This is a genomic window from Microbacterium sp. GCS4 (assembly GCF_001262495.1).
In the GTDB taxonomy this organism is placed as follows: Bacteria; Actinomycetota; Actinomycetes; order Actinomycetales; family Microbacteriaceae; genus Microbacterium.
The window spans coordinates 838,901-854,952 of record NZ_LGYE01000002.1 but is presented as its reverse complement, the minus strand read 5'-3'; the positions used below and the strand labels follow the sequence as shown (position 1 = coordinate 854,952).

At 69.6% G+C, this 16,052-nt stretch carries 15 protein-coding genes; 8 read left to right on the top strand and 7 right to left on the bottom strand.

Features of this window, described 5'->3' with window-relative positions; genetic code table 11:
* Positions 1-147 precede the first annotated feature (147 nt).
* From AKH00_RS11385 to AKH00_RS11350, 8 genes are all read left to right on the top strand, one after another.
* Positions 148-462: a PTS sugar transporter subunit IIB gene (locus AKH00_RS11385; RefSeq protein WP_050722797.1), complete on the top strand. Its 315-nt coding sequence runs from the start codon at positions 148-150 to the stop codon at positions 460-462.
* A complete protein-coding gene (locus tag AKH00_RS11380; protein WP_050722796.1) occupies positions 459-737 on the top strand; it encodes an HPr family phosphocarrier protein in 279 nt (92 codons plus the stop codon). Before AKH00_RS11385 ends, AKH00_RS11380 begins: the two co-directional genes overlap by 4 nt.
* On the top strand, positions 734-2,416 hold the full coding sequence (gene ptsP, locus AKH00_RS11375; RefSeq protein WP_050722795.1) for a phosphoenolpyruvate--protein phosphotransferase: 1,683 nt from the start codon (positions 734-736) through the stop codon (positions 2,414-2,416). Before AKH00_RS11380 ends, ptsP begins: the two co-directional genes overlap by 4 nt.
* Positions 2,413-4,047, top strand: a complete 1,635-nt coding sequence (locus tag AKH00_RS11370; protein ID WP_050722794.1) for a PTS mannitol transporter subunit IICB — start codon at positions 2,413-2,415, stop codon at positions 4,045-4,047. Before ptsP ends, AKH00_RS11370 begins: the two co-directional genes overlap by 4 nt.
* A 70-nt stretch (positions 4,048-4,117) precedes the next feature.
* Positions 4,118-4,549: a PTS sugar transporter subunit IIA gene (locus AKH00_RS11365; RefSeq protein WP_050722793.1), complete on the top strand. Its 432-nt coding sequence runs from the start codon at positions 4,118-4,120 to the stop codon at positions 4,547-4,549.
* Positions 4,549-5,721, top strand: a complete 1,173-nt coding sequence (locus tag AKH00_RS11360; RefSeq protein WP_050722792.1) for a mannitol-1-phosphate 5-dehydrogenase — start codon at positions 4,549-4,551, stop codon at positions 5,719-5,721. Before AKH00_RS11365 ends, AKH00_RS11360 begins: the two co-directional genes overlap by 1 nt.
* Positions 5,722-5,817: 96 nt before the next feature.
* Positions 5,818-7,140: a flavin-containing monooxygenase gene (locus AKH00_RS11355; protein ID WP_050722791.1), complete on the top strand. Its 1,323-nt coding sequence runs from the start codon at positions 5,818-5,820 to the stop codon at positions 7,138-7,140.
* A gap of 9 nt (positions 7,141-7,149) precedes the next feature.
* A complete protein-coding gene (locus AKH00_RS11350; protein ID WP_050722790.1) occupies positions 7,150-7,899 on the top strand; it encodes an alpha/beta hydrolase in 750 nt (249 codons plus the stop codon).
* A gap of 13 nt (positions 7,900-7,912) precedes the next feature.
* On the opposite strand, the gene AKH00_RS11345 is transcribed toward AKH00_RS11350, so the two are convergent.
* The 7 genes from AKH00_RS11345 to AKH00_RS11315 form a co-directional block, all read right to left on the bottom strand.
* Positions 7,913-8,959 carry a polysaccharide deacetylase family protein gene (locus AKH00_RS11345; protein WP_235556749.1) on the bottom strand — a complete coding sequence of 349 codons (1,047 nt, stop codon included), beginning with the start codon at positions 8,957-8,959 and terminating at the stop codon, positions 7,913-7,915.
* Between the two features lie 75 nt (positions 8,960-9,034).
* Entirely contained in the window at positions 9,035-10,150 is a 1,116-nt protein-coding gene (locus AKH00_RS11340; protein WP_050722788.1) for an adenosine deaminase, read from the bottom strand.
* 51 nt (positions 10,151-10,201) lie between these two features.
* On the bottom strand, positions 10,202-11,494 hold the full coding sequence (locus AKH00_RS11335) for a thymidine phosphorylase (protein WP_050722787.1): 1,293 nt from the start codon (positions 11,492-11,494) through the stop codon (positions 10,202-10,204).
* A complete protein-coding gene (locus AKH00_RS11330) occupies positions 11,491-11,889 on the bottom strand; it encodes a cytidine deaminase (RefSeq protein WP_050722786.1) in 399 nt (132 codons plus the stop codon). The genes AKH00_RS11335 and AKH00_RS11330 overlap by 4 nt, the downstream gene beginning before the upstream one ends.
* A gap of 22 nt (positions 11,890-11,911) precedes the next feature.
* Positions 11,912-13,195, bottom strand: a complete 1,284-nt coding sequence (locus tag AKH00_RS11325) for an ABC transporter permease (protein WP_442922393.1) — start codon at positions 13,193-13,195, stop codon at positions 11,912-11,914.
* Complete coding sequence (locus AKH00_RS11320; RefSeq protein ID WP_050722784.1) at positions 13,195-14,505, bottom strand: ABC transporter permease; 1,311 nt, start codon at positions 14,503-14,505, stop codon at positions 13,195-13,197. The genes AKH00_RS11325 and AKH00_RS11320 overlap by 1 nt, the downstream gene beginning before the upstream one ends.
* On the bottom strand, positions 14,502-16,016 hold the full coding sequence (locus AKH00_RS11315; protein ID WP_050722783.1) for an ABC transporter ATP-binding protein: 1,515 nt from the start codon (positions 16,014-16,016) through the stop codon (positions 14,502-14,504). The genes AKH00_RS11320 and AKH00_RS11315 overlap by 4 nt, the downstream gene beginning before the upstream one ends.
* Positions 16,017-16,052 lie beyond the last annotated feature (36 nt).

The following is a 16,052-nucleotide window of genomic DNA, read 5'->3' as shown; positions in this document are numbered from 1 at the left end:
ACCGCACTGTCGTGACGTGTCTTCCATCCTGCCAGGTGCGTCGAACCCCCGCGCCGGAACGGGGGTTCCGCGGGGGCGGAAAGGAACCTGTTGGCACCCGGCATCCTCCTGTTCCCAGAATGTTCTCAGGAAAGGTGGCATCGATCGATGAGGATCCTGGTGGTGTGCGGCGCGGGCGCGTCGAGCACGTTCGTCGCACAGCGACTCCGCCGTGCGGCTGCCGACGCCGGTCTTGACTGGGACGCGGCTGCGGGCACCGAGAGCACCCTCGTCGGCAGCGATCACGACCTCGTCCTCCTCGGCCCGCACATGGCGCCGCGTCTGGAGGCGCTCCGCGAGGCGGTCATCGCCCCGGTCGCGCTGCTCCCCGACGACGTCTTCGCCGACAGGGACGGCACCCGCACGCTCGCGTTCGCGCGCTCGATCATCGACGTCAGGAACACCCCGAAAGGAACACCATGACCGCTTCCCGTACCGTCCGGATCGGCTCCTCCCACGGACTCCACGCACGACCGGCCAAGCTCTTCGCACAGGCGGCGAAGGATTCGGGCATCCCCGTCACGATCGCCAAGGACTCCGGCAAGGCGGTCAACGCCGCCAGCATCCTCGGCGTGATCGCCTTGGCGATCGAGCACGGCGACTACGTCACGCTCACGGCCGACGGCGACAACGCGGAGACCGTGCTCGACACGCTCACCGAACTGCTGACGACCGATCACGACCAGGACACCGCATGAGCGAACTGCGCGGAGTGGGGATCGGTCTGGGCGTCGCCCAGGGACCGGTCGTCCGGATGACGGAGGCGCTGCCCGCGCCCGAGAACGCCCCGAGCACCGAGGGCGCGGATGCCGAGCGCTCGCGCGTCCGCGAAGCGATCGCTGCCGTCGCTCAGGAGCTCACGGCTCGCGGCGAGACGGCCGGCGGGTCCGCCCAGGAGGTCCTCGAGGCGCAGGCCATGATCGCGGAGGACCCGACTCTGCAGGACGAGGTCGACTCCCGCATCGACGACGGCGCGACGGCCGAGTGGGCTGTGCACGACGCCTTCGCCGGATTCAAGGCCACGCTCGAGGCCGTCGGCGGCTATCTCGGCGAGCGCGCTGCCGACCTCGACGACATCGCCCAGCGGGTGCTCGCCCGCCTGCGCGGCGTGGAGGCGCCCGGCGTCCCCGACCCCGGTCACCCGTTCGTGCTCGTCGCCCGCGACCTCGCGCCGGCCGACACAGCCCTGCTGAACCTCGACCAGGTGCTCGCGCTCATCACCTTCGACGGCGGCCCCACCTCGCACACGGCGATCCTCGCCCGCGAGAAGGGCATCGTCGCGATCGTCGGCGCCGCTGCGGCTTCCGAGCTCACGAGCGGTCAGAACGTCATCGTCGACGCGGCCGCAGGGATCGTCACGACGGACCCGACCGACGACGAGAAGGAGCGCGCCGAGGAGCGCGCCGCGGCCCGCCTCTCGGCGGACGCCGCACCCCTGACTCCCGGCGCCCTCGCCGACGGCACGCTGATCCCGCTGCTGGCGAATCTGGGAAAGCCCGCAGACGCATCCGATGCCGTCGCACGTGGGGCCGAGGGCGTCGGGCTCTTCCGCACCGAGTTCCTGTTCCTGTCGTCGTCGCAGGCGCCCACCGTGGCGCAGCAGCGCGAGGCGTACCGGGAGCTGCTGGCGGCGTTCCCGGGCAAGAAGGTGGTCGTGCGCATGCTCGACGCCGGTGCCGACAAGCCGCTCGCCTTCCTCAACGACGCGCACGAGGAGAACCCCGCCCTGGGTCTGCGCGGCCTCCGCGCCCTCCGCGCCAGCGAGGACATCCTGCGCGAGCAGCTCACGGCCCTCGCCGAGGCGGATGCCGAGACCGAGGCCGAACTGTGGGTCATGGCCCCCATGGTCGCGACCGTCGAGGAGACCGCGTACTTCACCTCTCTCGCGCGCGAGTACGGCCTGAAGACCGCGGGCGTCATGGTCGAGGTCCCCTCCAGCGCCCTGCTCGCCGATCGCGTACTGGCCCACGCGGACTTCGCCTCGATCGGCACGAACGACCTCACGCAGTACACGATGGCCGCCGACCGCCTCCTCGGATCGGTCGCCGGATTCCAGGACCCGTGGCACCCCGCGGTGCTGCGCCTGGTCCGGGAGGTGGGCGCCGCGGGCGCACGCCTCGGCAAGCCCGTCGGCATCTGCGGCGAGGCGGCTGCGGATCCGCTGCTCGCCGTCGTGCTCGTCGGCCTCGGCGCGACGAGCCTCTCCATGGCACCGTCCGCCCTGGCGGACGTGCGCCAGACCCTGTCCACCCGCACTCTCGACGAGGCCCGCAACCTCGCCGAACTGGCACTGGCAGCCGATGACGCCGCCGGGGCCCGACAGGCCGTGGCCGACGCCACGACCTCCCTCCCTCACCAGAAAGAGACGACATCATGACGACGACGTCACCGGCCCCCACGAAATCGGGCGGCCTCCGAACAGGAGTGCAGCGCTTCGGCACGTTCCTGTCCGGCATGATCATGCCCAACATCGCGGCGTTCATCGCGTGGGGCTTCATCACCATGCTCTTCATCCCCGCCGGATTCTTCGGCGCGGACAGCCCGTTCGGCGCCGCATGGCACTGGTCGCCGGTCGCGGAGATCATCGGCGGCGGCGGCGACGCCGCCGCCATCAACTGGAACGGTGCCATGACCGCTCTCGCCGAAGGCGACGGCGGGAACTTCTTCGCGTACGTCGGTCTCGTCGGCCCGATGGTCACCTACCTGCTGCCGCTCCTGATCGCCAACACCGCCGGCCGCATGGTCTACGGCGAGCGCGGTGGCGTCGTCGCGACCATCGCCACGATGGGTGTCATCGTCGGCACGAACATCCCGATGTTCCTCGGCGCCATGATCATGGGACCGATCGCCGCATGGATCACGAAGCAGATGGATCGCCTGTGGGACGGCAAGATCCGCCCCGGCTTCGAGATGCTCGTGAACAACTTCTCCGCCGGCATCCTCGGCATGATCCTCGCCATCGTCGGATTCTTCGCCTTCGGTCCGGTCATGCTCGGCGTCAGCGCTGTGCTCGGTGCGGCCGTCGACTGGCTCGTCTCGCTCAACCTGCTGCCCCTCGTCTCGATCATCGTCGAGCCGGCGAAGGTGCTGTTCCTCAACAACGCGATCAACCACGGCGTGTTCACCCCGCTCGGCATCGAGCAGGCCGCGGACACCGGCAAGTCGATCCTGTTCCTCATCGAGGCGAACCCCGGCCCGGGTCTCGGTCTCCTCCTCGCCTTCACGTTCTTCGGAGTCGGCGCGGCCAAGGCCTCCGCACCCGGCGCCGCGATCATCCAGTTCTTCGGCGGCATCCACGAGATCTACTTCCCCTATGCGCTCAGCAAGCCGACCACGATCCTCGCGCTCATCGCGGGTGGTGCGGCCGGCGTCACGACGAACATGGTGCTCGGCGGCGGCCTCGGCTTCCCGGCCGCTCCGGGAAGCATCATCGCGGTGACCGCCGCGGCGCTCGGCGGCGGAGTCGGCAATGTCCTCGTCGTGTACCTCTCGGTGCTCATCGCCGCGACAGTCACGTTCCTCATCACCGCGGTCATCCTTCGCTCGTCGCGCAAGCGTGACCTCGAAGCCGAGGGCGACTCGTTCGACGCGGCCATCGCGCAGACCGAGGCGAACAAGGGCAAGTCGTCCGCCGCGATGGACTCGCTCCGAGCATCCTCCGCAGCCAGCGCAGCCGCGGGAGGCACCACGGCCACCGCCGTCGCCACGACCCCGATCCACAACGTCGTGTTCGCGTGCGACGCCGGCATGGGATCGTCCGCGATGGGCGCGAGCGTGCTGCGCAACAAGTTCAAGAAGGCGGGCATCGAGGGCGTCACGGTCACCAATCAGGCGATCGCGAACCTCGACGGCACCGCGGATCTCGTGATCACGCAGCAGCAGCTCACGGATCGGGCGCGCTCGAAGTCGCCGAACTCGGTGCACGTGTCCGTGGACAACTTCATGAACGCACCGCAGTATGAAGAAGTCGTCGAGATGGTGCGCGAGCAGCGCGAATCCGGCGAGTGACAGACCGGGCGGGGCGGGTGCCACGGCATCCGCCCCGCCCCCACATCCGCAGAACCCGAAAGGAATCACCATGGGCGTCCTCACCCTCGGCCAGGTCCGCATCCACTCCGGCTCCAGCACGCAGGAGTCCGCACTGCAGGAGGCCACCGACATCCTGGTCTCCGCCGGCGCCGTGACCCCCGCGTACGTCGACGCGATGCGTCAGCGCGAGGAGACGGTCTCGACCTACATGGGCAACGGCCTGGCGATCCCGCACGGCACGAACGAGACCAAGGACGCGATCCTCGGCTCCGCGCTGTCGGTCGTGCGCTACGACGGCGGCGTCGACTGGGCCGGTGAGCAGGCGACGTTCGTGATCGGCATCGCCGGTCGCGGCGACGAGCACCTGGAGATCCTGTCGCAGATCGCGATCCTGTTCTCCGACGAGGACGACGTCGCGAAGCTCAACGCGGCGCAGACCCCGGATGAGCTGTTCGCGCTGCTCGCGGACGTGAACTCCTGATGACCGCAGCGGACACCCGGAAGGCCGTGCACTTCGGAGCCGGCAACATCGGTCGCGGATTCGTCGGCCTGCTGCTGCACGAGGGCGGCTACGAGGTCGTCTTCTCCGATGTCGCGGACGCTCTGGTCGACGCGATCAACGCGGTCGACTCGTACACCGTGCACGAGGCCGGCCCGGGAGGCTCCGACCACGTCGTCACGGGCTTCCGCGCCGTGAACAGCAAGAACGACCCGGAGGGCGTCGCGGCCGAGGTCGCGACCGCCGACGTCGTGACGACCGCGGTCGGCCCCACCGTGCTGCGCTTCGTCGCGCCGACCATCGTGGCGGGCCTCGCCCGCCGCTCCCCCGACGCCGCACCCCTGCAGGTCATGGCCTGCGAGAACGCGATCGGCGCGACCGACACCCTCCGTGCCGAGGTCGAGAAGGCCGCGGGCGCGGATGCCGGAGAGCTGCTCTCGCGCGCGGTGTTCGCGAACACCGCGGTGGATCGCATCGTGCCCGGCCAGCCGGCCGACGGGGGCATCGACGTCACCGTCGAGCCGTATTACGAGTGGGCGATCGAGTCGGGAGCGTTCGGCGGAGACCTGCCGCGCATCCCCGGGGCGCACTTCGTCGACGACCTGGCGCCGTACATCGAGCGCAAGCTCTTCACGGTGAACACGGGCCATGCGGCCACCGCGTACTTCGGCGCACGCGCAGGCATCGAGCGCATCTCCGACGCGCTCGACGATCCCGACATCGCCGCGCGCGTGTCGGCCGCGCTGGAAGAGACCTCGGCCGTCCTGGTCGCCGAGCACGGTCTCGATCCCACCGACCTCGCGGAGTACCGCGCGACGATCCTCGAGCGCTTCCGCAATCCAGCCCTCGTCGACACCGTGCAGCGCGTGGGCCGCCAGCCGCTCCGCAAGATCTCGCGGCACGAGCGCTTCATCGGCCCCGCGGCCATGGCCGCGGAGCGCGGGCTGACCACGACCGCGCTGATCGGCGCGGTCACGGCCGCGCTCGAGTTCGAGGAGCCCGACGACGAGCAGGCCGTCGAACTGCAGGAGCTGCTGCGCACGGAGGATGCCGAGGCGTTCACCACCCGCACCACGGGCCTCGATCCGGAGCATCCGCTGTTCCCCGCTGTGCGCGACGCCGTCGCGTCACGGCAGACGGCGCTCCGCGCCTGACACGTGGATGCCGCCCCGACGCCCCCGGCCGATACGATCGGCAGGGGGCGTCGCCCTGTGCGCGGCCCCTCGGCACGAGGACGTGCGGGGAGGACCATGAGCAGATACGCCGTGATCGGTGCGGGCCCGTCGGGGCTCGCGGCGGCGCGCGCTCTCTCTCGGCGCGGGATCGAGATCGACGGCTACGAGGCCTCGCACGGCGTGGGCGGGCTGTGGGACATCGACAACCCGCGCAGCACGATGTACGAGTCCGCGCACCTCATCTCCTCGCGCACGACGACGCAGTTCGAGGAGTTCCCTATGAATTCCGACGCCGACTACCCGGATCACCGCGTTCTCTTGCGCTACTTCCGCGCCTACGCCGAGCGGTTCGGCCTCACGGATCTGTTCCGCTTCGACACGCGGGTGACCCGTCTCACGCCGCGCGACGGCGGCTGGGATCTCACCAGCATCGGACCCGACGGCGAGCACACGCTCTGGTACGACGGAGTCGTGCTCGCGAACGGCACACTCGCCGAGCCGAACGTCCCGACGTTCCCCGGCCGTTTCGACGGCGAGGTGCTGCACACGAGCGCCTACAAGTCCCCCTCGCAGCTCGCAGGCAGGCGCGTGCTGCTGATCGGTGCAGGCAACTCCGGATGCGACATCGCCGTGGATGCCGTGCACCATGCGGCCTCCGTCGACATGAGCGTGCGGCGCGGCTACTACTTCGTCCCGCGCTATCTGTTCGGCAAGCCGAGCGACACGCTCAACCAGGGTCGTCCACTGCCCGCCCGGCTCAAGCAGGCGCTCGACAGCCGCGTGCTCCGCGCCTTCACGGGGGACCCGGTGCGGTTCGGCTTCCCGAAGCCCGACTACCGCATCTACGAGTCGCATCCGATCGTGAACACCATGGTGCTGAACCACCTCGGCCAGGGCGACCTCCGCATCCGCCCCGACGTCGAACGGTTCGACGGACCGACGGTCCGGTTCCGCGACGGCTCGTCCGACGAGTACGACCTCGTGATCCTCGCCACCGGCTACCGCCTCGACTACCCCTTCGTCGACCGGGAGCACCTGCACTGGCATGGCGCCTCGCCGCGGTTGTTCCTGAACATGTTCCCCGCGTCGTTCAACGGTCTGTATGTCGTCGGCATGATCGAGGCGTCCGGGATCGGCTGGCAGGGGCGGTACGAGCAGGCGGATCTGCTCGCGGCGTACCTCGATGCCGTGGCGAACGACCCGCCGCGCGCCGCCCGTTTCCGCGCGCGCGTCGTCGGCGAACCGTGGCCCGATGTCACGGGCGGCTACCGGTACCTCGGACTCGCTCGCATGTCGTACTACGTGAACAATCACGCCTATCGGGCCGCCGTGAGGCACGAAAGGGATGCTCTCCTGCGGCCACTCCCCGCGGCTCCTCGGCGCCGCACGACGACGTAGCCTGGAGAGGTGCAGAAGAAACGCGGCCGCCGGGTCCTGAAGGTCGTGCTGTGGGGGCTTCTCGCCGTCGTGGTGCTCGGTGTCGGCGGCATCCTCGTGTGGAGTCAAGTGGGCGTGATGCCGGCCGAGCCGGAACCGCTCGCCGAGGTGCGCGCGGATGCCGCGATCCACATCGAGGACGCCCCTCAGGGCATCGTCATGACACCGGCCGACGGCGACTCCGACCGCGGCCTGGTCTTCGTTCCCGGCGCCAAGGTCGATCCCTGGGCCTACGCGTCGATCCTGCAGGGTCTCGTCGACGACGGGACGACCGTCGTGATCACCCGCCCCTGGTTGAACCTCGCGTTCTTCGACCTGCGCGGGCTGGACCAGTTCACGTCCGCCGCTCCGGACATCGACGACTGGGCCGTGGGCGGCCACTCGCTGGGCGGGGTGCGCGCGTGCCGGCTCGCCGCCGACGCCGAGGCGCTCGTGCTGTTCGGCTCGTACTGCGCCGACGACCTCTCGACGAGCGGCCTCGCGGTTCTCAGCATCTCCGGCAGCGAGGACGGACTGTCGACTCCCGCGAAGGTGAATGCTGCGCGGCATCTGCTGCCGGCTGACGCCGAGATGGTCGAGATCGACGGCGCCTCGCACGCGTCCTTCGGCGACTACGGACCCCAGGCGGGCGACGGGACGCCGGCGATCTCCCGCACCGACATGCACGCCAGGGTCGACGAGCTGCTCCAGGGATTCTTCGCGGAGCTCCCCACCCGGTGATATCGGGTCGCGGTCAGCCGATCCGCTTGATCAGCGCGTCCAGCCCCATGCCGTAGTCGATGCGCACGACCGGCAGGGCGTACTTGTCCGTGCCGATCGTGACGTAGCCCGGCTCGATCGTGCGGGCCATCTCGAAGCCGGCCATCGCGACGCCCTGTTTGGCCGTGTCGTTGTAGTGCCCGAACGGATACGCCATGACCTCGCGCACACCCAGGATGTCGCCGGAGGCGTTCATGTCGGCGGCGATCTCCTCGGCCGTCCAGTTGACCATGCGCCCCTTGCCGTTCGCACCGGCCTGGTGCATGTCGTTCGTGTGCGAGCGGCGCTGCACGTAGATCGACGGCGCAGGGTCCTGCCGGTACGCCGTGATCATGAACGAGGTCGAGAGCAGCTTGTACTCGTCGATCACGGGCACCGCGAGGTCGAACCACGTCTGGTCGGCGTCGTCGTCGGTGATGATCACGGAGTGCGCGGGCAGGTAGAGCCGTCCGTCGATGAACGCGCTGAGCTCATCCCAGGTCGGAAGGTAGAAGCCGGTGGTCGCGATGTGCTGCATCTGCGCCTGGAAGTCGCCGATGTACGCGTAGTTGCCGCGCAGCCAGCCCTTCTCGCCTTCGGGGTTCGTCGTGAACTGGTGGTACATGAGGATCGGGATCTGCGCGTTCTCGGCGGCGTTCGCCTCCGGCGTCGTCCATCCGGCGAACAGCTCGACCTCTTGATCGGTGCAGACCACCGGATCGGCACCGTTGACGCGGGCCGCGACCGTGAGGGCAGTCGCGTCTTCCGGGGTCGCATACCAGCCGGCGAACACGCGGCCGTCGATCGCGGGGATCGGCAACCCGACGTACAGCCCGCTCTGCGACTGCAGCATCGGATCGGCGGGGGCGCCGTCGCCCACGAACGTGACGGCGCATCCGGCGGGATCGCCCGAGTCCTTCACGAGCTGCTGCGCCGGCGTCAGCGGATGCTCTATCACCGCCCCGCTCGCCCGCGGCGACGTCTTCTCGGGCTCGCGTGTGAGCCATGCGTAGCCGGCCGCGCCGGCTCCGCCGAGCACCACCAGGACAGCGAGCGTGACAGTGATGACGATGCGCCGCTTCTTCCCCCCCGGAAGCCATCCCTCAGCCCTCCATGACTAGTCGGCGAAGCCCTCGGCGATCATCTCGACGAGCTCCTCCCGCTCCTCGACCGGGAGGAAGGCGGCCGAAGCGGCGTTGAACTGGAAGGTCTCGAGGTCGTCGAGGTCGTACTCGAACGCCTCGACGAGCAGAGCGAGCTCGCGGGTGAGCGACGTGGCGCTCATGGTGCGGTTGTCGACGTTCACGGTCACCGCGAAGCCCAGCTGGTAGAGCAGGTCGAAGGGATGGTCGGCCAAGGTCTTGCCCCACGCCGAGATCGCCCCGGTCTGCAGGTTCGACGACGGGGACAGCTCGAGCGGGATCTCCCGATCGCGCACCCAGCGCGCGAGGTCGCCGAACTGCACCTGCACCTCATCGCCCTCCTGCGTCACGACCTGCAGGTCCTCCGCGATCCGCACGCCGTGCCCGAGGCGCAGCGCACGACCGTCCACGAGAGCGGAGCGGATGGACGCGAGGCCCGCCGCCTCCCCCGCGTGCACCGTGACGGGGAAGAAGTTCTCGGCGAGGAAGTCGAACGCCGCGCGGTGGTCGGACGGCGGGAAACCGTCTTCGGGACCGGCGATGTCGAAGCCGACGACTCCGCGTCCGCGGAAGTCGACCGCGAGTTCCGCGATCTCCCGGGCACGGTCGGCGTGGCGCATCGCCGAGAGCAGCTGACCGACGCGGATGCTGTGGCCGGCGCGGTCCGCGGCGTCCTCGCCCTCCTCCAGCCCCTGCTGGACGGCCTCGACGGCCTGGTCGAGCGAGAGACCACGGGTGAGGTGCTGCTCGGGCGCCCAGCGGACCTCGCCGTAGATCACGCCGTCCTTCGCGAGGTCCTCTACGAACTCGCGGGCGATGCGCGTGAGTCCCTCCTCGGTCTGCATGACGGCCGTCGTGAGGCCGAAGGTCTTGAGGTACTCGACGAGGGAGCCGGAATCGCTCTTCTTCGCGAACCACTTCCCCAGCGCACGGGGGTCGTCGGCGGGCACGTCGAGGCCGATCGCGTCGGCGAGCTCGATGATCGTGGCGGGCCGCACGGCCCCGTCGAGGTGGTCGTGCAGCGACACCTTCGGCAGGGCGCGCACGGACGTCCCCTGGATGGTGACGTCGCCGTTCGCGTCGATCGACATGAGGTTCCTCTCGGTCGCGGATCCGCAGCTCTCAGGCTACCGGTCGCGGGCTCAGGCGGTGATGCGCTCGCGCACGATCGGACCGGTCTCCGGAGCCTGGTCGCCGAGCTCCCACGAACCCTCCAGCGCCTCGAGCGCGCGGGGGAACCGGGCCTCGTCGGCGGCCGAGAGCGTGAACAGCGGCTGGCCCGCGGTCACGCGGTCGCCGGGCTTGGCGTGCAGGTCGATGCCCGCTTCGAACACCACCGGGTCCTCGGCGCGCGCGCGACCGGCGCCCAGACGCCACGCCGCGACGCCGAAAGGCAGCGCGTCCATGCGGGTGACCACGCCGTCGGCCGGGGCCGTGACGACATGCGTCTCGCGGGCCGTCGGCAGTGCGGCATCCGGGTCGCCGTCCTGTGCGCGGATCATGGCCTTCCAGCTGTCCATCGCGCGCCCGTCGTCGAGAGCCTTCTCGACGTCGGCGTCCGGCTGGCCGGCGAGGGCGAGCATCTCGCGCGCCAGGGCCAGGGTGAGCTCGCGCACATCAGCGGGGCCGCCGCCGGCGAGCACCTCGACGGACTCGCGGACCTCGTTCGCGTTGCCGATCGCGAGCCCCAGGGGCACGTTCATGTCGGTGAGCAGAGCCGTGGTCGCGACGCCCGAGTCGGTACCGAGCGCGACCATCGTCCGGGCCAGCTCCCGCGCACGCTCGATGTCCTGCATGAAGGCGCCGGAGCCGAACTTCACGTCGAGCACGAGCGCGTCCGTGCCCTCGGCGATCTTCTTCGACATGATGCTCGACGCGATCAGCGGGATCGCCTCGACCGTCCCCGTCACGTCGCGCAGCGCGTAGAGCTTCTTGTCGGCGGGCGCGAGACCGGAGCCCGCGGCGCAGATGACCGCGCCCACGTCGCCCTGCATCTGCGCGAACATCTCCTCGTTGCTGAGCGCTGCACGCCACCCGGGGATCGACTCGAGCTTGTCGAGCGTTCCGCCCGTGTGGCCGAGGCCGCGCCCGGAGAGCTGCGGCACCGCCACGCCGAACACCGCGACGAGCGGGGCGAGGGGAAGCGTGATCTTGTCGCCGACGCCGCCGGTCGAGTGCTTGTCGACGGTCTTCTTGCCGAGGCTCGCGAAGCTCATCCGCTCACCCGTCGAGATCATCGCGTCCGTGAGCACGCGGATCTCGTCGCGCTCCATGCCGCGCTGGAACACCGCCATCGCGAACGACGCCATCTGCGCGTCCGACACGTAGCCGCGCGTGTACGCGTCCACCATCCAGCGCAGGGCCGGCTCGGAGACCGCTCCCCCGTCGCGCTTGGCGCGGATCACGTCCACAGCGTCGAAAGGCTCTACGGTCATCGGGCGTCCTCCAGGTCGCGCGGCCCGAACGCATCGGGCAGCACCTCGTCGATCGTGCGGATGCCGGAGACGGTCTCCAGCAGCATCCCGGGCATCGCGTGCTCGAACAGGAGCTGACGGCAGCGTCCGCACGGCATGATGGTCTGCCCATCGTTGTTCACGCACACGAAGGCGACGAGCTGGCCGCCGCCCGACATGTGCAGGTCTCCGACCAGCGCGCACTCGGCGCACAGGGTCACGCCGTACGAGGCGTTCTCCACGTTGCAGCCGGCCACGATGCGGCCGTCTCCGACGAGCGCGGCGGCGCCGACCTTGTAGCGCGAGTAGGGTGCGTAGGCCTTCGCCATCGCCTCCGTGGCTACCTGGCGCAGCTCGTCCCAGTCGATGTCGGTCATGTGTTCTCGACTCCTCGGGGTGTCAGGACTTGATGTACGGCTTGCCGCTCGCCGCGGGGCCGCGGATCTGACCCGCGAAACCGGCGACCGCGAGCAACGTGACGACGTACGGCAGCATCAGCATGAACTCGCCGGGGATCGGCGTCTTCAGGATCGACAGCAGGTTCTGCAGGTTCGTCGCGAACCCGAAGAGCAGCGCGGCGAGCGTCGCGCGGATCGGATCCCACCGGCCGAAGATCACTGCGGCGAGGGCGATGAAGCCGAGACCCGCCGTCATGTCCTTCCCGAACTGCGGCACCGAGACGAGCGTGAAGTACGCTCCTCCGATCCCCGCGATCGCGCCCGCGAGGAGCACGTTCCAGAAGCGCGTCGAGTTCACCTTGATGCCGACGGTGTCGGCCGCCTGCGGGTGCTCGCCGACAGCGCGCAGCCGGAGGCCCCACTTCGTGCGGTAGAGACCCCACGCAACCACCGCGACGGTGATGAACATCAGGTACACGATGAAGGTCTGGTTGAAGAGCACCGGCCCGATGATCGGGATGTCGCTGAGCAGCGGGATCTCGATGCGACTGAAGCGCACGGGGCTGTTCAGCTCCGCTTCGTGCGGTGCCAGGAGGGCTCCGTAGAGGAAGCCGGTGAGACCGCTGACGAGCACGTTGAGCACGACTCCGACGATCACCTGCTCGACGAGGTACTTGATCGCGAACGCCGCGAGGACGCTGGCGACCAGGACTCCGCCGAGCATGGCGCCCAGAAGACCGATGAACGGGCTCCCGGTGATGCTCGACAGCAGTGCTGCGGAGAACGCACCGAGGAGCAGCTGTCCTTCGATCGCCACGTTGACGACGCCGGCGCGCTCGCCGATGACGCCGCCCAGCGCGCCGAACACCAGCGGCACGGAGAGGGACACCGCGCCGAAGAGCAGGCTGGTGACGGGCACGAGCCCGCCGGCACCGGCCCACACGAGGAACGCGAAGACCGCGATCGCGCCGAACCCGGCCGCGATCCACAGGGAGGCCTTGCGGTAGCTCCACGCGCGGAGGAAGGCGGCGATCGTGAGCACCACGAGGATTCCGACCACGACCCAGATGGTCGGTCCCGTGGGCAGTTCGACGTCCGGCAGGGCGAGAGCCGAGGACTGGTCGCTCAGGCGGAAGGAGCTGGTCCCGCTCCGCGGCACCAGGAGGAAGAGGAGCGTCAGGAGCACGGTGACCGCGGCGAGCACGATCGGCGCCTTGAGGTGGCGCTCACGCACGGTGGCGAGCTGGACCGTGCCGTCGGCGGCTTCGGTCTGAACGAGCGACATCATGAGGCCACCGCCTTCTTCGCAGCCTTGGCTCTCGCCTTGGCGGCCTTCTCCGCATCGGACTTGGGCAGGAAGAACACCGCGCGCAGCAGCGGCGGAGCCGCGATGAAGAGCACGACGAGCGACTGCACCACGAGCACGATGTCGACCGGGATGTCCTGCGCCTGCATCGAGAACGATCCCGCCTTCAGCGCACCGAACAGGATGCCGGCCGCGAAGGTGCCCCACGCGCGGCTGCGTCCCAGGAGGGCGACGGTGATCGCGTCGAAGCCGATACCGGCGTCGATCGTCTCGGTGATACCCGTCGTGACGGCGCCCTGGACCTGGTTCATGCCGGCGAGACCGGCGAGCGCGCCGGCGAACAGCATCGCGTACACGTAGACGCGCTGCACGCTGATTCCGGCGGCGCGTGCGGCGTGCGGGTTCTCCCCCACCGCGCGCATGCGCAGACCGAGAGCGGACCGCTCGATGAGCCACCACACGAACAGCGTCGCGATGATCACGAGCACGAAGCCGAGATCGAGGAGCGGGAACTTCGGGCCGAGCAGCTCAGGGAACTGCGCCGACGACGGCGTCGGCGAACCGAGCGCCTGGTTCGTGCCGGGCTTCTGCAGGAGCCCCGGTGTCCGGATCATCCACAGCAGCAGGTAATACGCCACATAGTTGAGCATGATCGTGAGAATCACCTCGTGCGCGCCGGTGCGGGCCTTGATGAGTCCCGCGATGGCTCCCCAGAGGGCGCCGCCGGCGATGCCGGCGATGAGCGTGACGGGGATGTGCAGCCAGATCGGCAGATCGAGGTTGAAGGTCAGCAGGCCGGCCACCGCGACGCCGATGAGCATCTGTCCGCGGGCACCGATGTTGAACAGGCCGACGCGGAACGCCAGCGCGACGCCGAGGCCGGCGGCGATGAGGGGGGCGGCGAATCCCAGCGTGTTCGTGAGCGGGCGGATCTGCGCGGCGAAGTCGGCCCCACGGGCGTTGAAGATCGCCCCGCGGAAGAGCGCCTCATAACCGTTGTAGACCGCCTGCCAGGCGGCCGCGATCGTGTCGCCCGGACGAGCGAAGAAGTAGCCCGAGGCCTCCTGCACGTCCTCGTTCGTGAACGCGATGAGGACGCCGCCGACGACGAGGGCGAGGAAGATCGCGAGGACCGTCGAGACGGCGCTCCCGCGCAGGATCTCCTTGAGGATGACGTTGCCGCGCGGGGGCGGGGGCACGTCTCCCGTCAGCGGGCCGGTCGCCCGCGGGAGCTGTTCGGCGGGGAGGCCCTTGACGGCATCGTCCGCTCCCGGTGTGGTCCCGCTCATGCGGCTGCCTCTCCTTCGGCGGCGCCCGCCATCATCAGACCCAGCGTCTCGCGCGGGGTGTCGCCGGGCACGATGCCGACGATGCTTCCTCGGTACATGACCGCGATCCGGTCGGCGAGAGCCGCGACCTCGTCGAGTTCCGTCGAGACCACCACCACCGGGACCCCGGCGTCGCGCGTCTCGATGATGCGCTTGTGGATGAACTCGATCGATCCGACGTCCACACCGCGGGTCGGCTGCGCGGCGACGAGGAGGCGCAGCTCGCGGCTCATCTCGCGTGCGATCACCACCTTCTGCTGGTTTCCCCCGGACAGCGTGCCCGCGGGGGTGTGCGGGCCCTGCGTGCGGATGTCGTACTCGGAGATCCGCTCCTTCGCGAACTCCTCGAGTGCGGCGCGGCGGATGGTGCCCCCGCGGCTGAACGCCTGGTCGTCTGAGCGGTCGAGGATCAGATTCTCCGCGACGGAGAACCCTCCGACCAGTCCGTCCTCGTTACGGTCCTCGGGCACGAAGCCGACTCCGGTGTCGAGGATGGCGCGCACGCTCTTGCCCACGAGCTGCGTGCCGTCGAGCGTGATGGAGCCCTCGACCCGGGCTGCGAGGCCGACGATGGCCTCGACGAGCTCGGTCTGGCCATTGCCCTGCACTCCGGCGATCGCGAGGACCTCTCCGGGTCGCACGGTGAAGGCGACGTCGTCGACGACGATCGCACCGCTCGGGGTCAGCACGCGGAGACCCTCGACCTCGAGTCCGCCATCGCCCAGTCGCGGTGCGTCCTTCTGCACCGTGAGCTCGACGGCGCGTCCGACCATGAGCGAGGCGAGCTCGGAGTTGCTGGCGGTCGGCGACGCCTCGCCGACGATGCGCCCGAGACGCACGATCGTGATGGTGTCCGCGACCTCGCGGACCTCACGAAGCTTGTGTGTGATGAAGACGATCGCGGTGCCCTCTTCGCGGAGCTGCCGCATGATGCCCATGAGCTCGTCGGTCTCCTGCGGCGTCAGCACGGCGGTCGGCTCGTCGAACACGAGAACCTTCGCATCGCGCGAGAGCGCCTTGATGATCTCGACGCGCTGCTGCACGCCGACGGGGAGATCTCCGACGATCGCGTCGGGGTCGATGTCGAAGCCGAAACGCGCGGCGACGGCACGCACGTGCTCGCGGGCCTTCGCGATGTCGAGGCGTCCGACGCCCTTCGTCTGCTCGTGCCCGAGCATGACGTTCTCGGCGACGGTGAAGACGGGGACGAGCATGAAGTGCTGATGCACCATGCCGATTCCCGCGTTCATCGCGTCTCCGGGGCCTCGGAACCGCTGCACGACGTCGTCGAGGAGGATCTCTCCCTCGTCGGCCTGGTAAAGGCCGTAGAGGACGTTCATGAGTGTGGACTTGCCTGCGCCGTTCTCACCGAGAAGCGCGTGGATCTGCCCCGGCTCGACCACCAGATCGATGTGGTCGTTGGCCACGAGGCTACCGAATCGCTTAGTGATGCCGCGAAGTTCGAGCTTCATATCTGCACCTTATCCAGAAGTGTCCGTGGAGTCCCG